Below are 25568 nucleotides of genomic sequence, written 5' to 3'. Positions count from 1 at the left end.
CGGCATTCTGGCTACACAATAACAAGGGAAGACTTACTCGTGGCTGCAACCCTACTAGCTCAAAATTTATTCACACATGGTTACGCTTTGGGGAAATTATGAGGGGATCTCTCAGCGCTTTATCTGCCGTGAGGGCCTGTTCAAACTGCTGTAGATAGCGACGGGTAAAGTCGATAGCGCCGGTACCTGCTGGCGGTGTCCCCAGGTAGTGGCCCGGAATAACGTGTTCGGGCTTAAGGGCTGCCATGCTATCCAGCGTCTGCTGCCACTGTTTGCGGCTTTCCGGCGTTTGGGTATCTGCCGTCCAGACGTGAATGCCCCATGAGACGCCCGTGCCGCCGAGGATGGTTTTTGCGGATGGGATCCAGACATACGCCGCATAGCTCTCAGGCTCTTCAATATTTACTCTCTCACCGTCAATCATAAAGGTGGTTGAGGCAAGCACTTGCGGCACGTAGAGCTGCGTCGGCGCGCCGTCTTTCATCTGTGGCCCCCAGAAGGCGAGCTTCGCGTCTTTTGTGGCCTTGATATGGTCCACCACCTGTTGCGTGGCGACAACTTTGGCATTAGGGAAGGCTTTCACCAGCGGTTGCAGGCCGAAATAGAAATCCGGATCGCCGGAAGTGATCACGATTTTGTTCAGCGTTTTACCGCTGTGGCGAATTTTTTCTACCAGCGCTTCGCCATCTTTCACGCTGAACTGGGCGTCAAACAGTACCGCCTCTTTCGGGCCAGACACCAGGGTGGAAGAAACGGCAAAAATGCCTTTTTCCTGCGGGTTGTACGTATCAACGGTCAACGGCGCGGCAAAGACGGCCGGAGTGAAAAGGGTTGTCAGCAAAGCAAGGCGGGCGATGGTCATGGTCATGTCTCTGTTCTTCAGGAAAGTCTCTATTGTACGGATCTCTTCATTTGCCAGAATTCCTGAAACAGGAGATGCTTAGTTTCATAAATCGAGCAAATGGAGGTCAAAATGGATCGCGTTATTGCCGCCCAGGTGTACAACCGCATCTGTGAGCTGGGGAGTTTAAGCGCGGCGGCGCGGGCGCTAGGGATCTCCCGTCCGATGGTGAGCCGTTATCTGGAGCAGATGGAGAAGTGGGCCGGGGCGCGGCTGGTGAACCGCTCCACCCGCAAGCTGACGCTGACGGCGGCAGGAGAGAAGGTCCTGCAAAAGACCCGTACGCTCTCGCAAATTTCTCAGGAAATTGAAGATCAGTCAGTGAAGGATTTACCCTCAGGCACGCTTCGCGTCGCCTGCGCGCATTTCACCGCGATGCAGATTATCGCTCCGGTGCTGCCCGATCTGTTGCAGCGTTACCCTCAGCTGCGCATTGAGCTGGATGTTAACAACCATCCGGTAAGCCTGGTGGGCGAGCGAATTGACGTGGCGATCCGCATCACCGATAACCCCGAACCGGGCATGATCGCCCGCCGACTGGGAGAGTGTCGGTCCGTACTTTGCGCTTCGCCGCACTACCTTGCCAGCCGGGGCGTTCCAGAGCAGCTGGAGGACTTAGCACGGCACAACTGCCTGCATTACAGCTTTTTTGCCGGTCAGTCGTGGCGTTTTTTGACGCCCGAAGGGGAGCCGATCACGACGGCGGTCAGCGGCAATCTCAGCGCCAGCATCTCGTCACTGCTGATGGAGGCGGCGATAAACCACTGTGGTATTGCCATGCTGCCCGAGCGCGAGGCCGACGCGGCGCTAAGGCAGGGCAGCCTGGTGCCGGTGCTCAGCGCCTTTACGCCAAAACCAATCGGTATTTTTGGTATTTATCAGTCGCGAGACTATCAGCCTGCGGCGCAGCGTGTGTTCCTCGACGCGCTGGCAAACCACCTTGCCACGCGCTCGGACTAGTCTGTCTTCCCTGCAAAATGGATTATGCGTCCTATACTTATCCCTTTGTAAGCCAAAAGGAGAGCAAGAATGACGATTCATAAGCACGGTTCAGCACACTGGTCTGGCGACATCAAACGCGGCAAAGGGACGGTCTCAACAGAGAGTGGCGTCCTTAACCAGCAACCTTACGGCTTTAACACCCGCTTCGAGGGCGAAAAAGGGACCAACCCGGAAGAGCTGATTGGCGCAGCGCACGCGGCCTGTTTCTCTATGGCCCTGTCGCTAATGTTGGGCGAAGCGGGTTATACCGCCGACTCCATCGATACCACGGCGGATGTCTCGCTGGATAAAACCGACAGTGGTTTTGCCATCAGCAAAGTGGCGCTGCAAAGCAAGGTGACGGTACCGGGTATCGATCCGCAGCAGTTCGACGGCATTATTCAGAAAGCGAAGGCGGGTTGTCCGGTGTCGCAGCTGTTGAAAGCCGAAATCACGCTGGATTACAAACTGAACTGATACCTGGCCGGGCAAATGCCCGGCTAACCTTTCACCGCCGCAGGGAAGACCTCGGCAAGCCACGCAATAAACACTCTCAGGCGATGTGTTAAATGCCGACTCTGTGGATAGACCACGTGAAAAGGATACGCCTTAGGACGCCAGTCGCTCAGGATCTCTACCAGCGCGCCCGTTTCCAGATGCGCTCTCGCAGCATAGCCAAACGTCTGAATAATCCCTAAACCCGCCAGCGCCGCGGCCAGGTGTGCGTTGCTTTCATTGACTCCAAGATGGTGCGGAACGCTGATCTCCAGCGGTTCATCCCGATCGAGAAACCGAAACGGGAATGCGCGTCCGGTAACGGGGGAAAGGTAGCTAATCAGCTTATGGCCGTTGCGCAGCTCCTGCGGATAGGCAGGGATGCCGTGGGTCTTAAGATAGCCCGGCGTCGCGCAGGCTATCATCCGGGCGTCACCGATATGCCGGGCGATAAGCGAAGAGTCATCCAGCGGGCCGCCGCGGATCACGCAGTCTACGTTTCCACTGATTAAGTCTACCGGACGGTCGGCTACCCCCAGGTTGATGCGCAGGTCCGGGTAGCGCTGAAAAAAATCCGGCAGCAGGGGGATCAACACGTCCCGGGCGGTTGACCCCCCCACGTCGATACGCAAATGGCCTTTAGGCGTGCAGCACGATGCGCGAAAGGCGGTATCAATGTCCTCTATATCAATTAATACCCGCAGCGCTTTCTCGTAGTATTCCATGCCTTCTGCCGTCGTGACCACCCGGCGCGTAGTACGATGCAGCAGCCGTGTTTCCAGGTGCGCTTCAAGTGATTTTACCAGCTTACTCAGCGTAGCTATCGGCATGTTCAGGGAGTCTGCCGCTCGGGTAAAGCTTCCGGATTCAACCACCCGCGTAAAGGCGCGCATTGCCATTAGCTGATCCACACAGATCTCCTCTGATTATTTCCTGCTGTGAAAATTCATTTTCATTTTTGCCCGTTTATCACGAATCCTGCAAGATCTAAAGTCTGCCTGACGCGGGCAAACGCTCCTCTTTTACATCACAACAGAAGGTTATGAGTATGAATACAACGCTTGCAGGAAAAATCGCTCTGGTGACCGGCGGCAGCACCGGTATTGGTCTCGCAACGGCACAGGAGCTGGCGGCGCAGGGAGCGAAGGTCTATATCACCGGACGTCGTCAGGCCGAACTGGATGCTGCGCGGGCAGACATTGGCGCCGCGGCGGTAGCTATCCGCGCGGACGTCTCCAGAATGGCCGATCTGGATGAGGTTTACGCGCAGATTGCTAAAGAAGAGGGACGACTCGATATTCTGTTCGCCAACGCCGGGGGCGGCGACATGCTGCCGCTGGGCGCCATCACCGAGGAGCAGTTTGACCGGATTTTTGCCACCAACGTGCGCGGCGTGCTGTTTACCGTCCAGAAAGCGCTGCCGCTGCTCTCCTCTGGTTCATCCATTATCCTCACCGGATCGACGGTTTCAATTAAGGGGACGGCGAATTTTAGCGTCTACAGCGCCAGTAAAGCCGCCGTGCGTAACTTTGCCCGCTCCTGGGCGCTGGACTTACAGGGCCGCGGGATACGCGTCAACGTCGTCAGCCCTGGCCCCGTGAAAACGCCCGGTCTTGGCGATCTGGTTCCCGAAGAACAGCGTCAGGGATTATACGATGCGCTGGCGGCCCAGGTGCCGCTGGGTCGCCTGGGCGCGCCGGGCGAAGTCGGAAAAGCCGTGGCGTTTCTGGCGTCCGATGCCGCCAGCTTTATAAACGCCACGGAGCTGTTTGTCGATGGCGGGATGGCGCAAATCTAGCGGTTACGCCAGCAGCGTACGCTTCGGTCTCCGGCTGCGGGCTGAAGCGGCTGCGGCCGTTCGCATCCTTCAGCTGCCAGCGGGCAGCGGTCGCGGAAGTAGCAGCCATCGGGCAGGCGGCGATTACCGGGGAGATCGGTTTTGCGTAATGCCAGATCTTCGTCCAGCGGTTCTCCGGTACGGGGAACGGAGTCAAGCAGCAGCTGCGTATACGGATGCCGTGGCTTGCCCAACACCTGGTCCGCCGGACCCAGCTCCACGATCTGCCCCAGATACATTACCGCCACCCGGTCGCTCATGTGCCGGACCACCGAGACGTTGTGCGAGATCAGCACGTAGGTCAGATTTCGCTGCTGTTGCAGGGCAACCAGCAAATTGAGGATCTGCGCCTGGACGGAAATATCCAGCGCGCTGGTGGGTTCATCCAGCACGATTATGTCCGGATCCGAAGAGAGCGCCCGGGCAATAGCGATGCGCTGGCGCTGTCCACCCGAAAACGCATGCGGCAGGCGGTCAAGATATTCCGCCCGAATGCCCACCTGCTGCGCCAGCGTCTCAGCCAGCTGACGACGCTCCCGTTCGCTGCGGCGTTGCTGTATCCACACCGGCTCGGTAATGATGCGCCAGACGGGTAAACGCGGGTCGAGGGACGAGAGCGGGTCCTGAAATACCATCTGCATACCGCCTGCCGCATTCGCGCGCTGACAGGCACCGGTACTCGGTTTGAGCATGCCCATCAGCAGCTGCGCCAGCGTGCTCTTTCCGCAACCAGATTCCCCCACAACGCCCAGCGTTTCGCCGCGATGGATCCGGAGATCCATGCCGTTGAGGGCGTGTACCTGCTCCGTCACGCGCCCCAGCCAGTTTTTGCGCGCAGGAAAATTCACATGCACGCTATCCAGTTCCAGCAGTACCTCAGACATGGCGTGTCTCCTGTTGTGGGTACCAGCAGGCAGCCTGCTGGCCTTCTGCGCCCGTGGAAATTAAGCGCGGCGTTTCGCTGCATTTCGCTCCGGCAGCAAAACAGCGCTCGCGAAAAGCACATCCGCGCGGGAGGTGGCTGAGGTTAGGCACCGTGCCGGGAATGGCCGGAAGGATCTCGCGCGGTTCACCCTTTTCCGGGGCACACCGCAGCAGGCCAATCGAATAGGGGTGTACAGGATGGTGGATCAAAGTCTGCGTGCTGCCGCTTTCGATCACGCTGCCCGCGTACATAACGTACATCCGGTCACAAAGCTGCGATACCACCGCCATATCGTGACTGATAAACAGCACCGACGTCCCGCTGGCGCGCGCTTTGTGTTTCAGCAGACGCAGCACCTGACGCTGAACGGTCACGTCCAGCGCGGTGGTCGGCTCATCGGCAATGATCAGCTCCGGCTCGCAGGAGAAGGCAAGGGCGATCATCACCCGCTGGCGCATGCCGCCGGAAAGCTCAAACGGATAGCGATCCAGCACCTGTGCCGCATCCGGGATTTGCATCTCGCCCAGTAGGGCGATCGCCTTCTGCTGCGCGTCGCGGCGGGAAAGCGACTGATGCTGGCGGATCACCTCCACCATTTGCCTGCCAATCCGGCGCGTGGGGTTGAGCGCCGTCATCGGCTCCTGAAAAATCATCGCCACCCTGGCGCCGCGCCACTGACGAAGCTGTTTTTCCGACGCATTCAGGACATCTTCCCCGAGCAGCGTGACCCGGCCATGGTGAACATGGTAACTGCCTTCCGGCAGCAGGCGCATCGCCAGCATTGCAGTGACCGATTTTCCCGAGCCAGATTCGCCCACCACGCCGACAATTTCACCCCGGCCAATCTCCAGCGAAACGTGATTGAGCGCGTGGACGTCACCGCGAAAAATGGGGAAGCTCAGGTGCAAATCTTCAATTGATAATACGGAATCACTCATGACTGCTTCCCTCCTGATTTGGGATCCAGCAGGTCGCGAAGACCATCGCCAAACAGATTAAACCCAACTGCCGTGATCAGAATTGCCGCCCCCGGAAACGCGCAGTACCACCACTGGTCAAGCACGTAGTTACGCCCCACGGCCACCATCGCGCCCCATTCGGCGGTGGGTTGCTGCGCGCCTAATCCAATAAAGCCCAGCGTGGCGGCCATCAGAATGGCGCTGCCGATATCCAGCGATGCCTGAACGATCAGCGGCGGCAGGGCGTTACGCAGGATATGCCAGCTGATCAGGTGCCAGCGCGATGCGCCAAAGGTGCGGGCGGCCTGTACGTAGGTGAACTGGCGCACCACCAGCGTTTGCCCGCGTGCCAGCCGCACGTAAAACGGAATGCGTACAATCGCAATCGCCAGCATTGCGTTAAACAGGCTTGGGCCGAGCGCGGCGGCCAGCGCCATCGTCAGCACCAGCGAGGGGATGGAGAGCATAATGTCCATGATACGCATAATGATGGCGTCGCCGCGCCCGCCGAGTACGCCGGACAAACAGCCGAGCAGAGAACCGATGCCGCCCGCAATCACCACCACCGCCAGCCCCGCCGTGATGGACTGCTGGCTGCCCACCAGCACGCGACTGAACAGATCCCGGCCTACCTCATCGGTGCCAAACCAGTGCTGGGCTGAAGGCGCCTGCAATCGCGCGGTCAGATCCAGCGCGTTCGGATCGTGCGGGACTATCCACGGCGAGACCACCATCATCAGCAGCATCACGATCATAATCACCCCGCCGATCAGCGTGAGCGGGCTTTTGCGTAACATCCAGAACAGCTTTGCCCAGTTGATGCGCTGTTTGGCGGTGCTGACGGGGACGGGCGTTTCCTGAGTTAACATCATTCGGCACCTCCGCGCCCGATTCGCGGGTCGATCCACAGATACAGCAGATCCACCACCAGATTGACGAAGACATAGGCCAGCGATACCACGACCGCGAAGCCCATGACGGCAGGGAAGTCCAGCGCCTGAATGGAGGTCACCACCCAGGCTCCCATTCCCGGCCAGGCAAACACGGTTTCGGTAAGGACTGCCCCATACAGCAGATCGCCCAGCGCCAGCCCGAGCACGGTAATGGAGGGGATCATGGCGTTGGGTAAGGCGTAGCGCAGCACGATGTACCAGCCCGGCAACCCGCTCGCGCGGGCGGTACGAATATAATCCTCGCTCAGCTGCTCCAGCATCGCGGAACGCACCTGACGCGCCACAATACCCAGATGCACAAAGGCCAGGGTCAGGGAGGGTAGAATCAGGTGCTGTAGGGCGTTGAAAAACACCTCGCCGTTGCCTTCCAGCAGGGCGTCCAGCAGATAAAAGCCGGTAACGTGGGCAGGCGGATCGAGCCAGTCGTCCAGCCTGCCGCCGCCGGGCAGAATTTGCAGTTGCCCGTAGAACAGAACGATTACCCCCAGTCCCAGCCAGAAGGCAGGCGTCGAGATGCCCGTCATCGCCATCAGTCGCACCAGGTGATCCAGCCAGCGGTTACGGTACACCGCCGATAAAATGCCCAGCGGTACGCCAATCACCAGCGCCAGCAGCAAAGAGCAGAAGGCCAGCTCCAGCGTGGCGGGGAAAAAGGATTTCAAATCTTCCGCAACGGGGCGACCGGTACGAATGGAGGTGCCCAGATCGCCGTGCGCCAGCGCCTCTACATAGCGGCCAAACTGAATATAGAGCGGTTGATCCAGCCCCAGCTGCTGGCGGATGCCCTGCACGATTTCATCGCTGGCGCGGTCACCGGCCAGCAGGCGGGCCGGATCGCCGGGGATCAGGTGTGAAATAATAAAAGTAATAATACAGACACCGGCCACCACCAGAATTAACCCCCAGCAGCGCTGGCGCACGATGCTCCAGTACGTCATACACTTCCCCCCGGCGTGGGCCGTTACTTACTCATGGTGGCGATGTTAAAGACCTGCTCAAGCATCGGATTAAAGGTGAAGCCTTTGACCTCTTTGTTCATCGCCAGCTGGTAGTTCTTCTGGAACAGATAAACGTAAGCCGCCTCGTCAATCACCACTTTCTGCGCCTGCTGGTAATCTTTGGTGCGTTCCGCCTGATCGGTGGTTTTCAGTGCCGCCTGCAACAATGCATCGACCTCTTTGTTCTCATAGAATGAGCGGTTACCCGGCAGCCCTTTTTTGTCCGATTCGAACCAGTAGTTCATGAACATGTACGGGTCAGCGAAGTCCGGGCTCCAGTTACCAATCGCAATGTCATAATCACCTTTGCCGACGCGGTCGCGCATGGTGGCGTTCGCCAGTTTCTCGAGCTTGACGTTAATCCCCAGCTTGCCCAGGCTCGCCTGCGTGGAGAGGGCGATAGGCTCCCAGTTCGGGTCGTTATCGGAGTAGAGGAACGTCAGGCTGGCCGGTTTATCGTTGACTTTCTCCAGCGCCGCTTTGGCCTTAGCCTCGTCAAAGCTGTACTGCATGGCGTTCGTATCGAAGCCCCACATGCCCTCCGGGATCGGGCCGCGCATCTGCTTGCCGTTCCCGCTGAGAATGCCTTTCACCATCCCCTGATAATCGGTGGCCCAGGAGACCGCGCGGCGCAAATCCACCTGATTCATCGGAGGCTTACTGTTGTTCAGATAGAGGTAGGTCACCCGCAGGGACGGGTATTCCGCCACGGTCACTTTGCCTTCCTGCTTCAGAGCGGCAAGCTGATCCACCGGCAGGGCGTCGGCGATATCCAGATCGCCACGGGAAAGTTGCAGGCGACGCGAGGCGCTTTCACCGATAATCTTCACCGAGACGCGCTTGAAGTGCGGCTTTTCACCCGGCCAGTGTGGGTTGGGCACCATCACCAGCTGCTGACCTTTCCGCCAGCTTTTCAGCATAAACGGTCCGGAACCCGCGGTGTTTTGCGCCAGGAAACCGCGCGCGTCGTCGGCGGCATTGGCTTTCAGCACCGCCGGGTTGACGATCGACGCGCCGTCATTGGCCAGCGTGTAGAGGAACGGGGCGAACGGCTGGCTGAGGTTGAATTTCACCGTATGCTCATCCACCGCGTCCACTTTCAAATCTTTCGGGAACGCTTCGGAAGGTCCCTGATTAATTTTCAGCAGACGTTCAAACGACAGCTTGACCGCTTCGGCGGTCACCGGCGTGCCGTCGGAGAATTTTGCATTATCTGCCAGGGTGAACGTCCACTCTTTCTGGTCGTCAGACGCCTTCCAGCCCGTCGACAGATCGCCTTCCACCTCCGTGGTGCCAGGCTTGTATTTCACCAGACGCTGGTACGAGGGGTAGGTCACCGTCCAGTCGTTGTTATCGATAGTGACCGCCGGATCCAGCGTTTGCGGATCGGCAGCTTTCCCAATCACCAGCATATCTTTTGGCACCGCCGCCAGCGCGAGAGGGGCGCTCAGGGCGAGCGTAGCGGCAATCAGGGATGTAAGCAGCGTAGTTTTCATGGCCGGGCTCCAGAATTAGAGTGAGTGTGTGGTCGGATAACAGGCGAACTGGTCATCTAACAGCGGGTAGCTGGCGGCGTTCGGCAGTTCGAAATGCCACCACTCGCTGCTGATGCCCACAAAACCGCCGCCGTACATCACGGCGTTCAGGAGCAGACGATTTCGCTGCGCCTCGGGCGGAACGGAAGGGTGCCAGGCATGAGAACGGTCGTGCATTTCGTCAAACCCGGCGCCCATATCCAGCACGTTGTCGTGTTCATCCATCAGCGTGACGTCAATGGCGGTGCCCCGGCTGTGGTTAGAGCCAATTGCGACATCCACCACGTATTCCGGATTGGGGCAGGCATCCCAGAGTTGCGACTGCGCCTGCTGGGGGCGGTAGGCGTCGTAAACCACCAGCTTCAGACCGGCCAGCGCGGCGATGCTGATCGCTTTCGCCAGCGCTGTGGCGGCATCCGTATGCAACAGGCACGCGGCGTGCTGGTAGATCGGGCGGCCAGTGATGTTATCGGCGGTCGCGTATTTCAGATCGATATGCAGCGTGGGAAAGGTTTTCGCCACATCAATCAGTTGACTCTCTTCAGGCATAGCTCCGCTCCTTTAGCGTTCAAATTGACCAAACTCTTGTTGTAGTTGTCGGTTGATTGCCAGACGTTCCGGCAGCGCATCGCCCAGCGCCTCCACAACGCCCGACAGCAGCAGGTTGAAGAGACAGCTCACCGGCGCCAGCGAATCCCAGAAATGGCCGGTATCGGTCTTCACCTGGAGTAAATCAATCGGATAATCCCGAGCCCACGGGCACCAGATATCGGTGATCAGCGCCATCGCCAGGCCTTTTTCGCTCGCCACGCGGCAGTACTGGCGGGCAATGGCGGAGTAGGCGCGGGTATCCGTCAGCACGATATACGGGTTAGCAAAGCCGGAGTTAAGCGACTCCACCCAGCTACCGGAGAGCCCTTCGGAATAGCTCACCCGCGGGCGCAGATACTCAAGATGGCTGAAGAACGCATTGGCGATCCCGCGCGTGGACTGGATCCCCAGCACGAAGACGGCGTCGGCATGGGTAAGTTGCTGGACCACCTGCCTGAACGTTTCGCTTTGCGCCAGCTGGTAGACATGGGCAATGGCGTCCACCTCCAGCGACAGGGAGTGCTGAAGGCGATCCGACAGCGGCTGTTGCTGCTTCCAGGAGTCGAGACGCTCGTTAATGCCCCAGGGCTGATGGGGATCGCGCAGGCTTTTTTTGGCGTCGTCCAGGTTGCGGTAGCCCAGCTTGCGCAGAAAGCGTCCGACGGTGATCCCGCTGGTTGCCGTGGCCAGCGCCACGCTCTCTGCCGTTTCGAAGGGGATCTGCCCGACGTGCGCCAGCATCCAGCTTGCCACCCGCTTTTCGCTCGGGGTGAGCTGGCTAAAGGTCGCTTCGATACGGCTCAACACCTCAGGTTTGGTCGTCATACCGCCTCGCTGTTAACTGGCTGTCAAAGGACAAATTTCTGTTACCGGATTAACAATGCAGGACGCGTGCCATGTTCACATTGCGGCGAAAACGCGCTGTGCAGCAAAGTTAATGCAATATTTGTTTAACAGATGCTCAACATTTGTGCAGCGTAGTTCACTTTTGGTGCAGTGTCCGGCCTGTGCGGTATCTATTTGGTGAATACGTCAGCCTCTTCACATTTTTTGGTAAGATGAACGCTCTGTGGATAAGAGAGGGAGCCTCACATGGCGAATTTGCCCTGGCGGGTCAGCGTGCGCCTGATGGCTCTCGCAAAAAAAATAGCGATGGTCATCGGGATCATTGTGCTCGTGCTGCTGGCGGTGCGGGTTTATCTTTCGCAGCAGGGGCCGGCCTTGCATCACTGGCACACCTGGCGGGCTGACGAAATGTCCGTGCAGGAGATGGATAACGCGACCTTCGCAGCGTATGTCGCGCGGGAAAACGCCATCTTCACCGCTCTCGACGCTGAGGTGACGGCGAATGTCGCACCCGCAGAGCGCACGCCGCTGAACCGTTATTACCGCCAGAGCCTGGTGTGGCCAGGACACTTTTCCCCGGATGCAAACCGGTCGTTCGTGCTGATGCCTGCCGGAAAGCCGCGCGGGGCGGTGGTATTGCTGCACGGTCTGACGGACTCGCCCTACAGCGTCAGGCATCTGGCAGAGAATTATCAACAGCACGGCTTTGTGGCCGTAGTGCCTCGTTTGCCCGGACACGGCACGGCGCCGGGCGCGCTGACAGACGTTGACTGGGAGGCTTGGCTGGCCGCATCGCGCCTTGCGGTTCGTGAAGCGACACGCCTGACGGGGAACGATCTCCCCCTGCATCTGGTGGGCTACTCCAACGGCGGGGCGCTGGCGATGAAATACGCCCTCGACGCTCTTGATGCGCCTGAACTGCGTAAACCTCAGCAGATCGTTTTGCTCTCACCGATGATTGGCGTCACGGCGTTTGCGCGCTTTGCCGGATTCGCCGGGCTACCGGCCATGTTACCGGCGTTTGCCAAAGCCGCGTGGCTCAATATTTCGCCGGAATATAATCCTTATAAATACAATTCGTTCCCGGTGAATGCAGCACGTCAGTCCTGGCTGCTTACCCAGGCGCTGCATGAGCAGATAAACCGCGATGTTCATGATCACAAACTGGCGCAGCTTCCGCCGGTGCTGGCGTTTCAGTCGGTCATGGATTCAACGGTCAGTACCCGCGCCGTGGTCAGCGGGCTGTTTGACCAGCTTCCGGCAAACGGCAGCGAACTGGTAGTTTTTGATATCAACCAGGCCGGGAGTTTCCGTCCACTGTTCAGGCCATCGTCCTGGACGGCGGTGGCTGACCTGCTGCCCGGGGCAAAAAGGCGTTACAGTGTCACAATTGTGACCAATGCCAGCCCCGACAGGTTTGATATGGTGGCAAAGACAACGCCAGCGGGTAGCACCCGGGAAACGGTGATGCCGCTGTCTGTCGCGTATCCGCAGGAGGTTTATTCCCTGTCGCATGTTGCTATTCCGTTCCCGCCTGATGACGATCTGTATGGCCGCCATCCTGAGGTGAAAAACCACTACGGTATCAGCCTGGGGACGATAGCCCTGTGGGGAGAAACATCGGTTCTGAGCGTCGGCAAAGATGCGCTGATGCGCGTGACGTCGAATCCGTTCTACGATTATATGCAGACGCGGATCGACAGCCGTATCGGGGAGAATTAAGCCCGACGTGGAATAGATTAGGTCACACCGGGGAACTGTGTTAAACAATACCGTTCAGGCGTATACCCCATACCGGACCCCGTTTCTGTGCTGACAACTCTCATTTATCGAAGCCAGCTGAGCTTAACCTGCACCTCCGCAGCGTTAAACGCGCTGGTTGAACAGGCCAGGATCCGTAATACGGAGCAGGGCATCTCAGGCATTCTTCTCTCCCGTGGACGTGACGTTCTGCAAATTCTCGAAGGCACGGAACAGAGCGTCGTCGCGCTTTTTAACACCATCCGTGCGGATGACCGGCATACCGGCGTGGTGGAGCTGATGCGCGATTACGGCCCGCGCAGACGTTTCGAAGACGTGGGAATGCTGCTGTTTGACCTGGATGTTCAGACCCCGAAAGCGGTTCTGGCGTCGGTTCTGCATTACAGCAAGCTGGAAAGCTATCTGACTTCTGAGGATCGGGTCTTCAAATTTATTCAGACCTTTATCACCGGCAAAACCGCTATCCCACCCGCTTCGGACTATGAGCCTGATAAATGGACGCTTTCGCGAGAGCGCGCGCCGTTTGGTAAAGGGTTAGGTCTGCTGGCGGGACAGCCCTGCCAGTTTGCGCTGCAACCCATTGTCGAGCCGTCCGAAGGCAAAATCAGTTCTCTCGAAGCGCTTATACGCGGAAACGACGGCGGCAGCCCGGAGCATTTCTTCCGTAGTCTCGATCGTGAACAGATTTACGAAGTCGACCTGCAAACCAAAGCCTGGACCTTTGCGCTGGCGCAAAAGCTCGGCATCGGCAGCCACAAACTGGCGGTGAACCTGCTGCCAATGTCGCTGGTTAACGTGCCGGGCGCGGTAGAGTTCCTGGTAACGCAGATCAAAAAGCACAATCTACAGCCAGAGCAGGTGATCATTGAAGTCACTGAGAACGAGATGATCTATGGCTTCAACCAGTTTAACAGCGCCATTAAACAGCTGCGCGCGGAAGGGGTTGGGCTGGCGATAGATGATTTTGGTTCCGGCTATGCTGGTCTTTCACTGCTCACCCGGTTTCAGCCGGATAAGCTCAAAATCGACAGAGAGATCGTCAGCGATATCCACCTGAGCGGGCCCAAGCAGGCGATTGTGAAGTCGATAATCAGCTGCTGCACCGATCTGGAGATTACGCTGGTCGCAGAAGGCATTGAGAAGATAGAAGAGTGGTGCTGGCTTGAATCCGCCGGTATTCGCCGCTTCCAGGGCTTTTTGTTCGCCCGCCCGCAGCTCAATGGCGTGGGTGATATTCACTGGCCCCATCGGGTGGGTTAAGCAAATTTTCCCTCGCCATATTTCCCCGACACCCTGCCTGTGCTTAAATAGCTAAACCGGTTTAACATGATTTAGCTAAGAAGGTGATATGGAGACGATCTGGGTACTTGGCGATGCAGTGGTGGATCTGTTGCCCGACGGAGAGGGCAAACTGCTGCAATGTCCTGGCGGCGCACCGGCCAATGTCGCGGTAGGGGTTGCGCGTCTGGGCGGCAGAAGCGCCTTTATAGGCCGGGTGGGCGACGACCCCTTCGGGCGTTTTATGCAAAAAAAGCTTGCGGATGAGCAGGTTAATACAGAATGGCTGCGCCTGGACCCGCAGCATCGCACCTCCACGGTGGTGGTGGATCTCGATAACGACGGTGAACGTTCCTTTACCTTTATGGTTCGCCCGAGCGCTGATTTATTCCTCGACTCTGCCGATCTCCCGCCATTCCGCGCCGGGGAGTGGCTGCACGTCTGCTCTATCGCGCTCAGCGCCGAACCCAGCCGTTCCGCGACGTTTCAGGCGATGTCCGCTATCAGACTGGCGGGGGGATTCGTCAGCTTTGACCCCAATATCCGCGCCGATCTCTGGCACGATGAAGTCGTGCTGCGTCAGTGTCTTGAGCGGGCATTAGCCTGTGCAGATGTGGTGAAAATCTCGGTGGAAGAACTGGCGTTCTTAACCGGAAATGCGCAGGTCCATGAGGGGCTGGCGGCGCTGATGCGCACCTGTCCGGCCAGGCTGGTGCTGGTGACGCAGGGAAAAGAGGGCGTCACCGCCTGGCAGAAAGGTGCGTTGACGCACTATCCTGCATCACCCGTGGAATGCATTGATACCACCGGCGCGGGGGATGCTTTCGTCGCCGGGCTGCTGTTCGGTCTGGCTCGTGATGGCCAGGCCCGTCTCTCAGAGGTCATCACGCTGGCGCAGCGCTGTGGGGCGCTGGCGACAACCGCAAAAGGGGCAATGACCGCGCTGCCTTATCATCACGAACTGTAATTCACCTCTCCAGGCCTCCGGTCGGCGGCCTGAATTGTCGCCTCGATCACACTTACTAAAACGGTTTAGCAAAAAACGTTGCCGATTCAAAATTCAACGGTTTAGTATCATCAGCCTAAACCGGTTTAGCAATTTAGCACTTTCACCGATAGTTATTAGGGATGCGACAAAATGTATAAAAAACGCAGACTTGCCGTGATGATAGGCATGCTGGCCGGGAGTACCTCTGTTTTTGCCCAGACGGATATGACACGTATCGAAGCGCGCCTGGCAGCGCTGGAGCAGCGTTTGCAGGAGGCGGAAACCCGCGCGCAGGTTGCTGAAAAGCGCGCAACGGCAGCGGAACAGAAAACACAGCAGTTGGTGGCTGCGCAGCAGGAAGCGCAGACCTCCACACAGGCGGTGGCGCAACGTACTACGGTGCTGGAAGAAAAAGCCGACCGGACAGGCGGTTTTGAATTTCACGGTTACGCCCGTTCCGGCCTGCTGATGAACGACGCGGCCTCCAGCAGCAAAAGCGGCCCTTATCTGACGCCCGCCGGGGAAACGGGCGGGGCCATCGGGCGTCTGGGGAACGAAGCTGATACCTACGTTGAGCTGAATGTTGAGCACAAACAGACGCTGGAGAATGGTGCGACGACGCGCTTTAAGGCGATGCTGGCCGACGGTCAGAAAACCTATAACGACTGGTCGGCAGACAGCAGCGACCTGAACATTCGTCAGGCCTTTGCCGAGCTGGGCAATTTGCCTGACTTTACCGGTGCGCTGAAGGGCAGTACCTTCTGGGCGGGTAAGCGTTTTGACCGCGACAACTTCGACATTCACTGGCTGGATTCCGACGTGGTGTTTCTCGCCGGGACCGGCGGCGGCGTCTACGACGTGAAGTGGAACGATACGCTGCGCAGTAACTTCTCCCTTTATGGCCGTAACTTCGGCAGCGAAGAGGAGATCGACAACAACGTTCAGAACTACATCCTCAGCATGAATCACTTCGCCGGGCCGGTGCAGATGATGGTCAGCGGCTTACGGGCAAAAGATAATGACGACCGTAAGGACAGCAACGGCGATCCGATTAAAACCGACGCGGCCAATAACGGGGTACATGCGCTGGTTGGTCTGCATAACGAGAGCTTCTACGGCCTGCGGGAAGGTTCCGCCAAAACGGCGCTGCTTTACGGCCACGGTCTGGGCGCCGAGGTGAAAAGCATTGGTTCAGACGGCGCGCTACTGTCAGAAGCCGATACCTGGCGTTTTGCAAGTTACGGTGTCACGCCGCTGGGCGGTGGCTGGCACATTGCGCCCGCCGTGCTGGCGCAAAGCAGTAAGGACCGCTACGTGAAGGGCGACAGCTACGAGTGGGTCACGCTCAATACGCGTCTGATCAAAGAGGTGACCCAGAATTTCGCCCTCGCGTTCGAAGGCAGCTATCAGTACATGGATTTAAGCCCGGAAGGCTACAAGGATCGCAATGCGGTTAACGGTAGCTTCTACAAGCTGACCTTCGCCCCGACGTTAAAGGCGGGCAAAATTGGCGATTTCTTCAGCCGTCCGGAGCTGCGCCTGTTCGCCACCTGGATGGACTGGAGCAGCAAGCTGGATAACTACGCCAGCGATGACGCCTTTGGCAGCAGCGGCTTCAACGCGGGCGGGGAATGGAACTTTGGGGTGCAGATGGAAACCTGGTTTTAACCCTTCACGCTCCCGCATCGCGGGGGCGTTTCGAACACCATAAAAAGAGGTCAGGAAGAGGTATCTATGGATTTTAATCATATTGCGCGCGAGCTTATTCCGCTGCTCGGTGGCAAAGAGAACATTGCCAGCGCGGCACATTGCGCCACGCGCCTTCGTCTGGTGCTGGTCGATGATGCGCTTGCCGACCAGCAGGCTATCGGCAAGGTTGAAAGCGTGAAAGGCTGTTTTCGAAACGCCGGGCAGATGCAGGTGATCTTCGGCACCGGGGTGGTGAATAAGGTTTACGCCGCGTTTATTCAGGCGGCAGGGATTAGCGAGTCCAGTAAATCGGAAGCGGCGGATATTGCGGCCCGCAAGCTGAACCCGTTCCAGCGTATCGCGCGTCTGCTCTCCAACATCTTCGTGCCGATTATCCCGGCGATCGTGGCTTCGGGTCTGCTGATGGGCCTGCTGGGGATGGTTAAAACCTACGGCTGGGTTAACCCGGATAACGCGCTCTATATCATGCTGGATATGTGCAGCTCGGCGGCGTTTATTATTCTGCCGATCCTGATTGGCTTCACCGCCGCGCGGGAGTTTGGCGGCAACCCGTATCTGGGGGCAACGCTCGGCGGCATTCTGACTCATCCGGCGCTGACCAACGCCTGGGGCGTAGCGTCCGGCTTCCACACCATGAACTTCTTCGGTCTTGAAATCGCCATGATTGGCTATCAGGGAACCGTCTTCCCGGTGCTGCTGGCGGTGTGGTTTATGAGCATTGTGGAAAAACAGCTGCGCCGGGCCATCCCGGATGCGTTAGATCTGATCCTGACGCCGTTCCTGACCGTCATTATCTCCGGCTTCATTGCGCTGTTGATTATTGGCCCGGCGGGACGCGCGCTGGGCGACGGGATCTCCTTCATTCTTAGCACTCTGATTGCCCACGCGGGCTGGCTGGCCGGGCTGCTGTTTGGTGGGCTTTATTCGGTGATTGTCATTACCGGCATTCACCACAGCTTCCACGCCATTGAGGCCGGGCTGCTGGGTAATCCGTCGATTGGCGTTAACTTCCTGCTGCCGATCTGGGCGATGGCGAACGTGGCGCAGGGCGGGGCGTGTCTGGCGGTGTGGTTCAAAACCCGCGATGCCAAAATCAAAGCCATTACCTTACCGTCGGCGTTTTCCGCGATGCTGGGCATCACCGAAGCGGCAATTTTTGGCATCAACCTGCGTTTTGTGAAGCCGTTTATCGCGGCGCTGATCGGTGGTGCGGCGGGCGGTGCCTGGGTGGTGTCGGTGCATGTCTACATGACCGCCGTTGGCCTGACGGCGCTTCCCGGCATGGCGATTGTCCAGGCCAGCTCGCTGCTCAACTATATAATCGGCATGGTGATTGCCTTTGGCGTGGCGTTCACCGTCTCTCTGCTGCTGAAATATAAAACGGACTCTGAATAATGACCTTATCTTCCCGCTGGCCTGCCGTGTTGCAGGCCGTTATGCAAGGCCAGCCGCGTGCGCTGGCGGACAGCCACTATCCGCAGTGGCATCCCGCACCGGTGACAGGGCTGATGAACGATCCGAACGGGTTTATCTGGTTTGCCGGGCGCTACCATCTGTTTTATCAGTGGAACCCGCTGGGCTGCGATCATCGCTACAAGTGTTGGGGGCACTTGAGCTCAGCAGATCTGGTGCACTGGCAGCACGAGCCAATGGCGCTGATGCCTGACGAAGAGTATGACCGCAATGGCTGTTACTCCGGCAGCGCCGTGGATAACAACGGCGTGCTGACCCTGTGCTATACCGGCAACGTTAAGTTTGACGATGGCGGCCGCACCGCCTGGCAGTGTCTGGCGGTGCAAAATGACGATGGCACGTTTGCCAAACTGGGACCGGTGTTGCCCCTGCCGGACGGGTACACCGGGCACGTCCGCGATCCGAAAATATGGTGGCATGACGGGCTGTGGTACATGGTGCTCGGCGCGCAGGATCGACAGCAGCGCGGCAAGGTGCTGCTGTTTACGTCAGCCGATTTACACATCTGGGCGTCCTGCGGCGAAATCGCCGGTCACGGCGTCAACGGACTCACGGACGCGGGCTATATGTGGGAGTGCCCGGATCTGTTTGAGCTTGATGGCACACACGTCTTGATCTGCTGCCCGCAGGGGCTGGCGCGCGAACCGCATCGCTATCTCAACACCTATCCGGCCGTCTGGATGCGTGGGGCATTTGATTATCAAACGCCTGCATTTGCGCACGGCGAGCTGCATGAGCTTGACGCCGGTTTCGAATTTTACGCGCCGCAAACCACGGTGGCAGAAGATGGCCGCCGCATCCTCATCGGCTGGATGGGCGTGCCGGACGGCGAAGAGATGCTCCAGCCTACGCGGGCGCACGGCTGGATCCACCAGATGACCTGTCCTCGCGAGCTGCGCTACCGCGACGGTAAGCTCTGGCAAACCCCCGTCCGTGAGCTGGAAACGCTGCGCGAGGATGAACATCTCTGGCAGGGACGCGCCAGCGATGCCCCGGTGCTGGCGGGAGCGCGTCTTGAGTTCGAACTGAGCGCATCGAGCGTGAACGTGGATTTTGCCGGCGCGTTGCGGCTGATTGTGGATGATGAGGGGATCCGCCTGGAACGTGCCAGCCTAGAAGCCGGAGAGACGCTGACCCGCTACTGGCAGGGCAATGTTCATCATTTACGCGTGCTGTGCGACCATTCCAGCGTCGAAATTTTCATCAATCACGGTGAAGGCGTCATGAGCAGCCGCTATTTTCCTGACCATCCGGCCCAGGTACGCTTCGAAGGTGCGTCCGATATCACATTACGCTACTGGTCGCTGCGCAGCTGCATGATAGAATAGAGGTTTTGGCAGCCGGATCTAAGTCGTTGTGAGAAAAACAAAACGCGTCACCATTAAAGATATCGCGGAGCTCGCGGGGGTATCAAAAGCCACCGCCAGCCTGGTTCTGAACGGCCGCAGCAAAGAGCTTCGGGTGGCGGAGGAGACACGCGAGCGTGTGCTGGCGATTGCCAAAGAACATCATTATCAGCCCAGCATTCACGCCCGTTCGCTGCGGGACAACCGCAGCCACACCATTGGTCTGGTGGTGCCGGAAATCACCAACTACGGGTTTGCCGTTTTTTCTCATGAGCTGGAGACCCTCTGCCGCGAGGCGGGTGTTCAGCTGCTGATCTCCTGTAGCGATGAAAATCCGGGCCAGGAGACGGTGGTGGTCAATAACATGGTGGCCCGTCAGGTGGACGGGCTGATTGTCGCCTCCAGCATGCTCAACGACGCCGACTATCAAAAGCTGAGCGAACAGTTGCCCGTTGTGCTTTTTGATCGTCATATGAACGACAGTTCTCTGCCGCTGGTTCTCACCGATTCAATAACCCCAACCGCCACACTGGTGGCCGACATCGCGCGCCAGCATCCGGATGAGTTCTACTTCCTCGGCGGCCAGCCGCGGCTTTCCCCGACGCGTGACCGTCTTGAAGGGTTTAAGCAGGGGCTGCGTGACGCTGGCGTCGAGTTACGTCCGGAGTGGATCATTCATGGTAATTACCATCCGAGCTCCGGCTACGAAATGTTTGCCGAGCTTTGCGCACGCCTGGGCCGCCCGCCAAAAGCCCTTTTTACCGCCGCCTGCGGTCTTCTGGAAGGGGTGTTGCGCTATATGGGGCAACATAATCTGCTGCAAAGCGATATGCGTCTGGCCAGCTTTGACGATCACTATCTCTATGATTCTTTGACCATTCCTGTCGATACCGTTCGTCAGGATAACCGCCAGCTCGCCTGGCACTGCTTTGATCTGATTGGCAAACTGATTGAAGGGGAAACGCCGGAGCCGATCCAGCGTAAGCTAGATGCCACCCTGCAACGGCGATACAAGACCGTGGAGTGACAGGGTAACGTCTGAGGGTGACATCAATAACTTTAATTAATTAAAGATTGGATTCAGCCGATAACCAAAGGGAAATTATATCCCTGAGGTGTGTTATGTCGTTGAAAAAATCATCCCTGATTATCCTGTTTTCCCTGCTTTTCTTCTTTGTGGCCAGCACTATCACCAGCGTTGGGCTCATCATTAAAAGTAATACTTCGCTGGATAATGTGAACAAAGAAATTCAGGTGGTTCTGTCCATTATTGATCCCATTAACCACAGCCGAACCCTGCGGGTCAGGGTTATGGAGTATGTGAAAATGGTGGAAGCGGGGGACGCTACCGATCTGTCTGCGAAACTGGCCTCGGTTAAAGAGGCGCTGACCAAAGCCGATAGTGCATTTTCGGCGTTTATGGCCTCGCCGCGTTTGCCGGACGAAGCCCCGCTGGTCACTGCCTACCAGGAGGCGTGGCAAAACTACCGTAACCAGGGACTGGCGCCTCTCATCGCCGCTGCCGCCGCTCACGATGTGTCGCGGTTCAACGCTCTTATTCCCGTGGTGTCTCGACTCGATCGCCAATATGAAATTGTGCTCGATCAGGTTCTCTCCGTTCACCAGAAGTACGCTAAAACGCTGAACGAGGATGCGAGCCATAATTTCGTGTCGGGTCTGGTTATTATCGCCTGCATTGCGGTGCTGTTCGTGGTGGTGATCTTCGCCGTCAGCCTGCTGATGAAACGCGTGGTCTTTGCGCCGGTGAACCTGGCGCGCGAGCACTGTCGCCAGATTGCGGCCGGGAAGCTGGACGTACCGGTACCGATCAAGCGTGATTCCGGGAATGAAATCAATCACCTGATGTCCTCGATGGAGCAGATGCGCCAGGCGCTGCTCTCCACCATTTCTCAGGTGCGCGATGCCAGCCACACTGTGACGCATGCGGCGCAGGAAATTGCCTCCGGCAATATCGACCTGGCCTCCCGTACCGAGCAACAGGCTTCGGCCCTGACCCAGACGGCCGCCAGCATGGAAGAGCTGAGCGCGACGGTGGCGAATAACACCGACAACGTTTTCCAGGCCGGTAAGCTGGTGCAGGATGCCGTGAAAAATGCCCATACCGGTGAAGCGGTAACCCGTGAAGTCATCGAAACGATGAATACTATCGCGTCCAATTCGAAGCGTATTGAGGACATCACCAGCGTCATCAACAGCATTGCTTTCCAGACTAATATTCTGGCGCTAAACGCGGCCGTTGAAGCGGCGCGTGCTGGCGCGCAGGGGCGAGGATTTGCCGTGGTAGCAAGTGAAGTGCGCACCCTGGCACAAAAAAGCGCGGTGGCGGCGAAAGATATCGAAAGCCTTATCGCCCAGTCTGTTTCCAGCGTGAAAAACGGTGCACAACTGGTGAATCGTTCGGGAGAGGTGATTGATTCTATTATCAGCTCTGTGAATAAAGTGCATACGCTGATGGAACAGATTTCGGTTGCCTCAGAAGAGCAGAGCCGCGGGATCGGTCAGGTTGGGCAGGCCGTAACGGAGATGGACGGTGTGACCCAGCAGAACGCGGCGCTGGTGCAGCAATCCGCCGCCGCCGCCGCCTCGCTGGAGGAGCAGGCGCAGCAGCTGTCCCAGAGTATCTCGAGCTTTAGTTTGCCTGCTACGGCGTGATGTTCAGAAAGGCTCCTGAGGGAGCCTTTTTAATGTCTGCATGTAGCCGCTGCACAATCTCCTTCAGCCATTACTGTTATCCGTACAAAGCCGCTATGACATAAATTTTATCTTTCCCCGGCAATATTTCTGTTCCTCATCCGTCTACCTCATCAGAGACCATAATCATTCAACATAAACGAGGTACACATGAGAAATTTTGATATGCACGGAAAAGGTCACGGGCGTGGTTTGGGCCGCCATCGTATGGGTAAGGGCATCGTGATTGGCGCAGTCCTGTTCGTGGTGCTTGGCCTGCTGGTCATGTCCCTGTGGAACGCGTTGCTCCCGGCCATCCTGGGGGTTAAAGCCATTGGCTTCTGGCAGGCGCTGGGGATCCTGCTGCTGAGCCGCATTCTTTTCGGTGGGCTGGGTTTCCGTCCGGGCATGTTCGGTGCGCACCGCCGTATGCACGAACAATGGATGAATATGAGCCCCGAACAACGTGAGGCCTTCATTCAGCAGCGTCGGGCGGGATTTGGGCGCCACGGTCATTGCCGGTGGCACGATGGCCGGGATGAAAAGCGAGATGATAACGGTGCAAAAGCGCCGGAAGCCGAGTGAGCGATATGAAAGCCGGTGAGGCGGGGGAATCATTACTGATCTCGGCACTCAATGCCTGCCGCGCGCGGCTAAAAGCCTTCATTCGCGGACGGACTGCGGTTCGTGATGATGTCGATGATATTCTTCAGGAAGTGACCTGGCAGTTGATGAAAGTGGAACAACCGGTCGAGAACGTCGCCGCCTGGCTGTTTCGCGCCGCACGAAATGAGATGATCGACCGGGCACGAAAAAAGCACGAGGTTTCACTGCCGGGGTACCTGACAGCAGATGACGAGGACTTTCCGGAGCAGGAGATTGCAGAAACGTTATTCGGCGTACCGCAAACGCCGGAGGAGGAGTATCTCAACATGCTGCTATGGGAGGAGTTGGGGCAAGCCCTGTCGGAACTGCCGCCACCTCAGCGCGAGGTGTTTGAAAAAACGGAATTTGAGGGCTACAGCATGAAGATGCTGGCAGAGGAAACAGGCGACAGTGTGCAGGCGTTATTATCCCGCAAACACAAAGCCGTGCGATTTTTGCGTAGTCGCCTCAAGGATATTTATGAAGCGTTGACAGGACAATAAACTTCGACCACTCTGAAAAACAATATCTTAGAGGGGTCGTTATGCTTCAACGGTTAGCAAAGAAAAAGGTGCTGTTACTCTCTGCTCTGATGGTTTCAGGGCTGGTCAGGGCAGAGGAGTCGCTTCCGGATGTGGTGAAGCACTTCAGTGAACAGCAGGACATCAAAATCATCAAGAAAATTGACGCCCCCGGCGGCGCGCCAGCGTGGCTGGGGAAATATCAGGACATGGGCGTGACGCTCTTTCTGACCCCTGACGGAAAGCACGTCGTGTCTGGCTATCTGTATGATGAGAAGGGAACCAACCTCAGCGAGGCCTTTTTCCAGAAAGAGATCTACGCCCCGATGGGCCGCGAGATGTGGAAAAAGCTCAATGCGGCGCATCCCCTGAAAGAGGGCGCGGAGAGTGCCCCGCGCAAAGTCTTTGTCTTTGCCGACCCGTTCTGCCCGTACTGCAAGCAGTTCTGGGCTGAAGCGCAGCCGTGGGTGAAGGCTGGCAAGGTTCAGCTCAATACGCTGCTGGTTGCATTTCTTAACCCGAACAGCGGGCGTAACGCCTCCGCGATCCTGAATGCGAAAGATCCGGTGTCGGCCTGGAAAACGTACGAGCTGTCCGGCGGGAAAAAGCTGCCGAAACCTGAAGCTGCGGCTTCCCGGGAAACCGTTGAGATCCTGCAAAATCACCAGACGCTAATGGACAGTCTCGGCGCGAATGCCACACCGGCTATTTATTACCTGAATGAGCAAAACGAACTGCAACAGGTCGTGGGTATGCCAGACGCAAAACAGCTTGAGGCGATGTTCGGGCCGAAGCCGTAAAAGAAAGGCAGAAACAGAACGTTTCTGCCTTTTTTCAGTCAATTACCCCAGCGTCCCCGGAGGTAATTTACCGCCTCCTGCGTCTGCAGCTGGTTAAGATAGTCTTCACGGAACAGGATGGTGCCCTTAACGTCTGGCAGTGAATCGTTGAGGTCGAGCTGTTTTTTCAGCTCCGGTACGCCGCCGTTCACCGTCCAGTCCGGTTCGTTTCTGGAAGGCGCGCCCACTTTGTAGAACGCGATCCCGATATACAGGCGGGTATGGGTCGGTTTCACCACGTCAGCCCACCATTTTGTCAGCACATCGTAACGTGCCGCGTCGCGGGCGAAGGGCCAGTAGATCTGCGGCGCAATGTAATCCAGTAAACCCTGCTGTACCCATTTGCGCGTGTCAGCGTAGGATTCATCATAGGCTGCGGCACCGCGCGTGTCCGAGCCTGCCGGGTCGAAGGAGCGATTGCGCCAGACCCCCGCCGGGCTAACGCCAAATTCGATCTCAGGTTTAGCCTGCTTGATCGCCCTTGAAACCTGCACAATCAACTGCTGCGTATTGTGTCGACGCCAGTCCGCTTTTGACGCAAATCCTTCGCCATAGCGCCTGAAGGTCCAGGCATCATTCAGGGTGGACCCCGGCGTCTCGGTGTAAAAATAGTCATCGAACTGAACGCCGTCGACAGGGTAGTGATTTACCACTTCCATCACCACCTGGGTTATCCAGTCCCGCACGTCGGGAATGCCCGGGTCGAGAACAAAACGATCCCCCGAGGTGCGGATCCACTCCGGATGCTGGACGTACACGCTGGAAGGATGAAGCGACGAGGTGCGATTAAGCGCGGCGATGGTCGACGGCTTCGTGTTGGTGGAAACGCGGTACGGGTTAAACCAGGCATGAACCTTCATCCCGCGCTTGTGCGCTTCATCCAGCATAAACTGAAGCGGATCGTAACCGGGATCTTCCCCGATAGTCCCCGTCAGGGTATCTGACCAGGGCAGTATTTTAGAGGCCCACAGCGCCGTACTGTCCGGTTTTACCTGAAAGAAGACGGTGTTGATCCCAAGTTTTTTCAGCTTATCGAGCTTGTCCGTCAGCGCCCGCTGTTGCTGGGCGATACGCTGGTCCGCGCTACGGCCATTCACCGATGACACGGGAGGCCAGTCGAGACGGGAGACGGTCGCCAGCCAGATCCCGCGCATGGGTTCGTTAGTCTGCTGTAGAGGTTTCGCCTGCGGCAGCGGGGTAACGAGTGATTTGGGTGGTTTGGAAGTGCAACTTACCAGTAAAAGCGCGCAGCCAAGCAGCGCGCCAGTCCGTTTTACGTGTCGCATCATTTGCGT

The 25568-nt window shown here is 57.8% G+C and carries 24 protein-coding genes and 1 pseudogene; 15 read left to right on the top strand and 10 right to left on the bottom strand.

All coding sequences use genetic code 11. The features are described 5' to 3' along the window. Positions 1 to 102 (top strand): hypothetical protein (locus ACOTX5_RS10920; RefSeq protein ID WP_223230349.1); only part of this gene is annotated, 102 nt, incomplete at its 5' end. A 16-nt stretch (positions 103 to 118) separates the two neighbouring features. On the opposite strand, the pseudogene ACOTX5_RS10915 reads toward ACOTX5_RS10920, so the two are convergent. After that, a pseudogene (locus ACOTX5_RS10915) lies at positions 119 to 862 on the bottom strand (MBL fold metallo-hydrolase); the annotation flags it as partial. Between the two features lie 111 nt (positions 863 to 973). Between ACOTX5_RS10915 and ACOTX5_RS10910 the strand changes: the two are divergent. Next, positions 974 to 1861, top strand: coding sequence for a LysR family transcriptional regulator (locus ACOTX5_RS10910; RefSeq protein ID WP_023303768.1), 888 nt, complete (start codon positions 974 to 976; stop codon positions 1859 to 1861). 69 nt (positions 1862 to 1930) lie between these two features. After that, positions 1931 to 2359: an OsmC family protein gene (locus ACOTX5_RS10905; RefSeq protein ID WP_003857069.1), complete on the top strand. Its 429-nt coding sequence runs from the start codon at positions 1931 to 1933 to the stop codon at positions 2357 to 2359. Positions 2360 to 2382: 23 nt separating this feature from the next. Here the strand turns inward: ACOTX5_RS10905 and ACOTX5_RS10900 are convergent, their stop codons facing one another. After that, positions 2383 to 3288: a LysR family transcriptional regulator gene (locus ACOTX5_RS10900; protein WP_032653645.1), complete on the bottom strand. Its 906-nt coding sequence runs from the start codon at positions 3286 to 3288 to the stop codon at positions 2383 to 2385. Between the two features lie 137 nt (positions 3289 to 3425). Here ACOTX5_RS10900 and ACOTX5_RS10895 point away from each other — a divergent pair, with 137 nt between their 5' ends. After that, the gene (locus ACOTX5_RS10895) at positions 3426 to 4175 is read left to right on the top strand and encodes an SDR family oxidoreductase (RefSeq protein WP_032648374.1); all 750 of its coding nucleotides are present in this window, start codon (positions 3426 to 3428) and stop codon (positions 4173 to 4175) included. On the opposite strand, the gene ACOTX5_RS10890 is transcribed toward ACOTX5_RS10895, so the two are convergent. From ACOTX5_RS10890 to ACOTX5_RS10860, 7 genes are read right to left on the bottom strand one after another with little or no spacing between them, the layout of a single operon-like run. Then, positions 4172 to 5098 carry an oligopeptide/dipeptide ABC transporter ATP-binding protein gene (locus tag ACOTX5_RS10890; RefSeq protein ID WP_015570491.1) on the bottom strand — a complete coding sequence of 309 codons (927 nt, stop codon included), beginning with the start codon at positions 5096 to 5098 and terminating at the stop codon, positions 4172 to 4174. The two genes, ACOTX5_RS10895 and ACOTX5_RS10890, sit on opposite strands and share 4 nt — an antisense overlap. Then, complete coding sequence (locus tag ACOTX5_RS10885; RefSeq protein WP_045911757.1) at positions 5091 to 6077, bottom strand: ABC transporter ATP-binding protein; 987 nt, start codon at positions 6075 to 6077, stop codon at positions 5091 to 5093. The genes ACOTX5_RS10890 and ACOTX5_RS10885 overlap by 8 nt, the downstream gene beginning before the upstream one ends. Then, positions 6074 to 6970, bottom strand: a complete 897-nt coding sequence (gene ddpC / locus ACOTX5_RS10880; RefSeq protein WP_006810694.1) for a D,D-dipeptide ABC transporter permease — start codon at positions 6968 to 6970, stop codon at positions 6074 to 6076. Before ddpC ends, ACOTX5_RS10885 begins: the two co-directional genes overlap by 4 nt. Next, positions 6967 to 7989 carry an ABC transporter permease gene (locus ACOTX5_RS10875; RefSeq protein ID WP_045911756.1) on the bottom strand — a complete coding sequence of 341 codons (1023 nt, stop codon included), beginning with the start codon at positions 7987 to 7989 and terminating at the stop codon, positions 6967 to 6969. Before ACOTX5_RS10875 ends, ddpC begins: the two co-directional genes overlap by 4 nt. 23 nt (positions 7990 to 8012) lie before the next feature. Then, positions 8013 to 9545 (bottom strand): ABC transporter substrate-binding protein, encoded by a 1533-nt coding sequence (locus tag ACOTX5_RS10870; protein WP_045911755.1) that lies wholly within the window; start codon positions 9543 to 9545, stop codon positions 8013 to 8015. A gap of 15 nt (positions 9546 to 9560) precedes the next feature. Beyond that, positions 9561 to 10133 carry a D-alanyl-D-alanine dipeptidase gene (gene ddpX / locus ACOTX5_RS10865; RefSeq protein WP_017382319.1) on the bottom strand — a complete coding sequence of 191 codons (573 nt, stop codon included), beginning with the start codon at positions 10131 to 10133 and terminating at the stop codon, positions 9561 to 9563. Positions 10134 to 10145: 12 nt separating this feature from the next. Then, positions 10146 to 11000 (bottom strand): MurR/RpiR family transcriptional regulator, encoded by an 855-nt coding sequence (locus ACOTX5_RS10860; RefSeq protein WP_003857080.1) that lies wholly within the window; start codon positions 10998 to 11000, stop codon positions 10146 to 10148. Positions 11001 to 11267: 267 nt separating this feature from the next. On the opposite strand from ACOTX5_RS10860, the gene ACOTX5_RS10855 reads away from it, so the two are divergent. The 11 genes from ACOTX5_RS10855 to dsbG all read left to right on the top strand — a co-directional run bounded on the left by ACOTX5_RS10855 (position 11268) and on the right by dsbG (position 24234). Continuing rightward, positions 11268 to 12743 carry an alpha/beta hydrolase gene (locus ACOTX5_RS10855; protein ID WP_045911754.1) on the top strand — a complete coding sequence of 492 codons (1476 nt, stop codon included), beginning with the start codon at positions 11268 to 11270 and terminating at the stop codon, positions 12741 to 12743. 87 nt (positions 12744 to 12830) lie between these two features. Then, positions 12831 to 14042 carry a diguanylate phosphodiesterase gene (locus ACOTX5_RS10850; RefSeq protein ID WP_045911753.1) on the top strand — a complete coding sequence of 404 codons (1212 nt, stop codon included), beginning with the start codon at positions 12831 to 12833 and terminating at the stop codon, positions 14040 to 14042. 88 nt (positions 14043 to 14130) lie between these two features. Next, positions 14131 to 15027 (top strand): aminoimidazole riboside kinase, encoded by an 897-nt coding sequence (locus tag ACOTX5_RS10845; protein WP_045911752.1) that lies wholly within the window; start codon positions 14131 to 14133, stop codon positions 15025 to 15027. Between the two features lie 171 nt (positions 15028 to 15198). Beyond that, the gene (locus ACOTX5_RS10840; protein WP_023303760.1) at positions 15199 to 16716 is read left to right on the top strand and encodes a carbohydrate porin; all 1518 of its coding nucleotides are present in this window, start codon (positions 15199 to 15201) and stop codon (positions 16714 to 16716) included. Between the two features lie 66 nt (positions 16717 to 16782). After that, positions 16783 to 18153 carry a sucrose-specific PTS transporter subunit IIBC gene (locus tag ACOTX5_RS10835; RefSeq protein WP_047727082.1) on the top strand — a complete coding sequence of 457 codons (1371 nt, stop codon included), beginning with the start codon at positions 16783 to 16785 and terminating at the stop codon, positions 18151 to 18153. Next, positions 18153 to 19559 carry a sucrose-6-phosphate hydrolase gene (locus ACOTX5_RS10830; protein WP_045911750.1) on the top strand — a complete coding sequence of 469 codons (1407 nt, stop codon included), beginning with the start codon at positions 18153 to 18155 and terminating at the stop codon, positions 19557 to 19559. The genes ACOTX5_RS10835 and ACOTX5_RS10830 overlap by 1 nt, the downstream gene beginning before the upstream one ends. 28 nt (positions 19560 to 19587) lie before the next feature. Then, positions 19588 to 20604, top strand: a complete 1017-nt coding sequence (locus tag ACOTX5_RS10825; RefSeq protein ID WP_017382325.1) for a LacI family DNA-binding transcriptional regulator — start codon at positions 19588 to 19590, stop codon at positions 20602 to 20604. Between the two features lie 95 nt (positions 20605 to 20699). Continuing rightward, entirely contained in the window at positions 20700 to 22250 is a 1551-nt protein-coding gene (locus ACOTX5_RS10820; protein ID WP_047727085.1) for a methyl-accepting chemotaxis protein, read from the top strand. 189 nt (positions 22251 to 22439) lie between these two features. Beyond that, positions 22440 to 22853 (top strand): hypothetical protein, encoded by a 414-nt coding sequence (locus tag ACOTX5_RS10815; RefSeq protein WP_015570500.1) that lies wholly within the window; start codon positions 22440 to 22442, stop codon positions 22851 to 22853. A gap of 5 nt (positions 22854 to 22858) precedes the next feature. Continuing rightward, positions 22859 to 23416, top strand: a complete 558-nt coding sequence (locus ACOTX5_RS10810; RefSeq protein ID WP_023296645.1) for an RNA polymerase sigma factor — start codon at positions 22859 to 22861, stop codon at positions 23414 to 23416. A 41-nt stretch (positions 23417 to 23457) separates the two neighbouring features. After that, positions 23458 to 24234, top strand: a complete 777-nt coding sequence (gene dsbG, locus ACOTX5_RS10805) for a thiol:disulfide interchange protein DsbG (protein WP_015570501.1) — start codon at positions 23458 to 23460, stop codon at positions 24232 to 24234. Between the two features lie 38 nt (positions 24235 to 24272). Here the strand turns inward: dsbG and ACOTX5_RS10800 are convergent, their stop codons facing one another. After that, on the bottom strand, positions 24273 to 25562 hold the full coding sequence (locus ACOTX5_RS10800; RefSeq protein WP_045911748.1) for a glycoside hydrolase family 10 protein: 1290 nt from the start codon (positions 25560 to 25562) through the stop codon (positions 24273 to 24275). Positions 25563 to 25568 lie beyond the last annotated feature (6 nt).

Source organism: Enterobacter cloacae complex sp. IR5441 (assembly GCF_049238215.1).
Classification (GTDB): domain Bacteria; phylum Pseudomonadota; class Gammaproteobacteria; order Enterobacterales; family Enterobacteriaceae; genus Enterobacter; species Enterobacter hormaechei_C.
The sequence above is the reverse complement of the archived record's forward strand: the minus strand, read 5'-3'. Positions and strand labels throughout refer to the sequence as shown.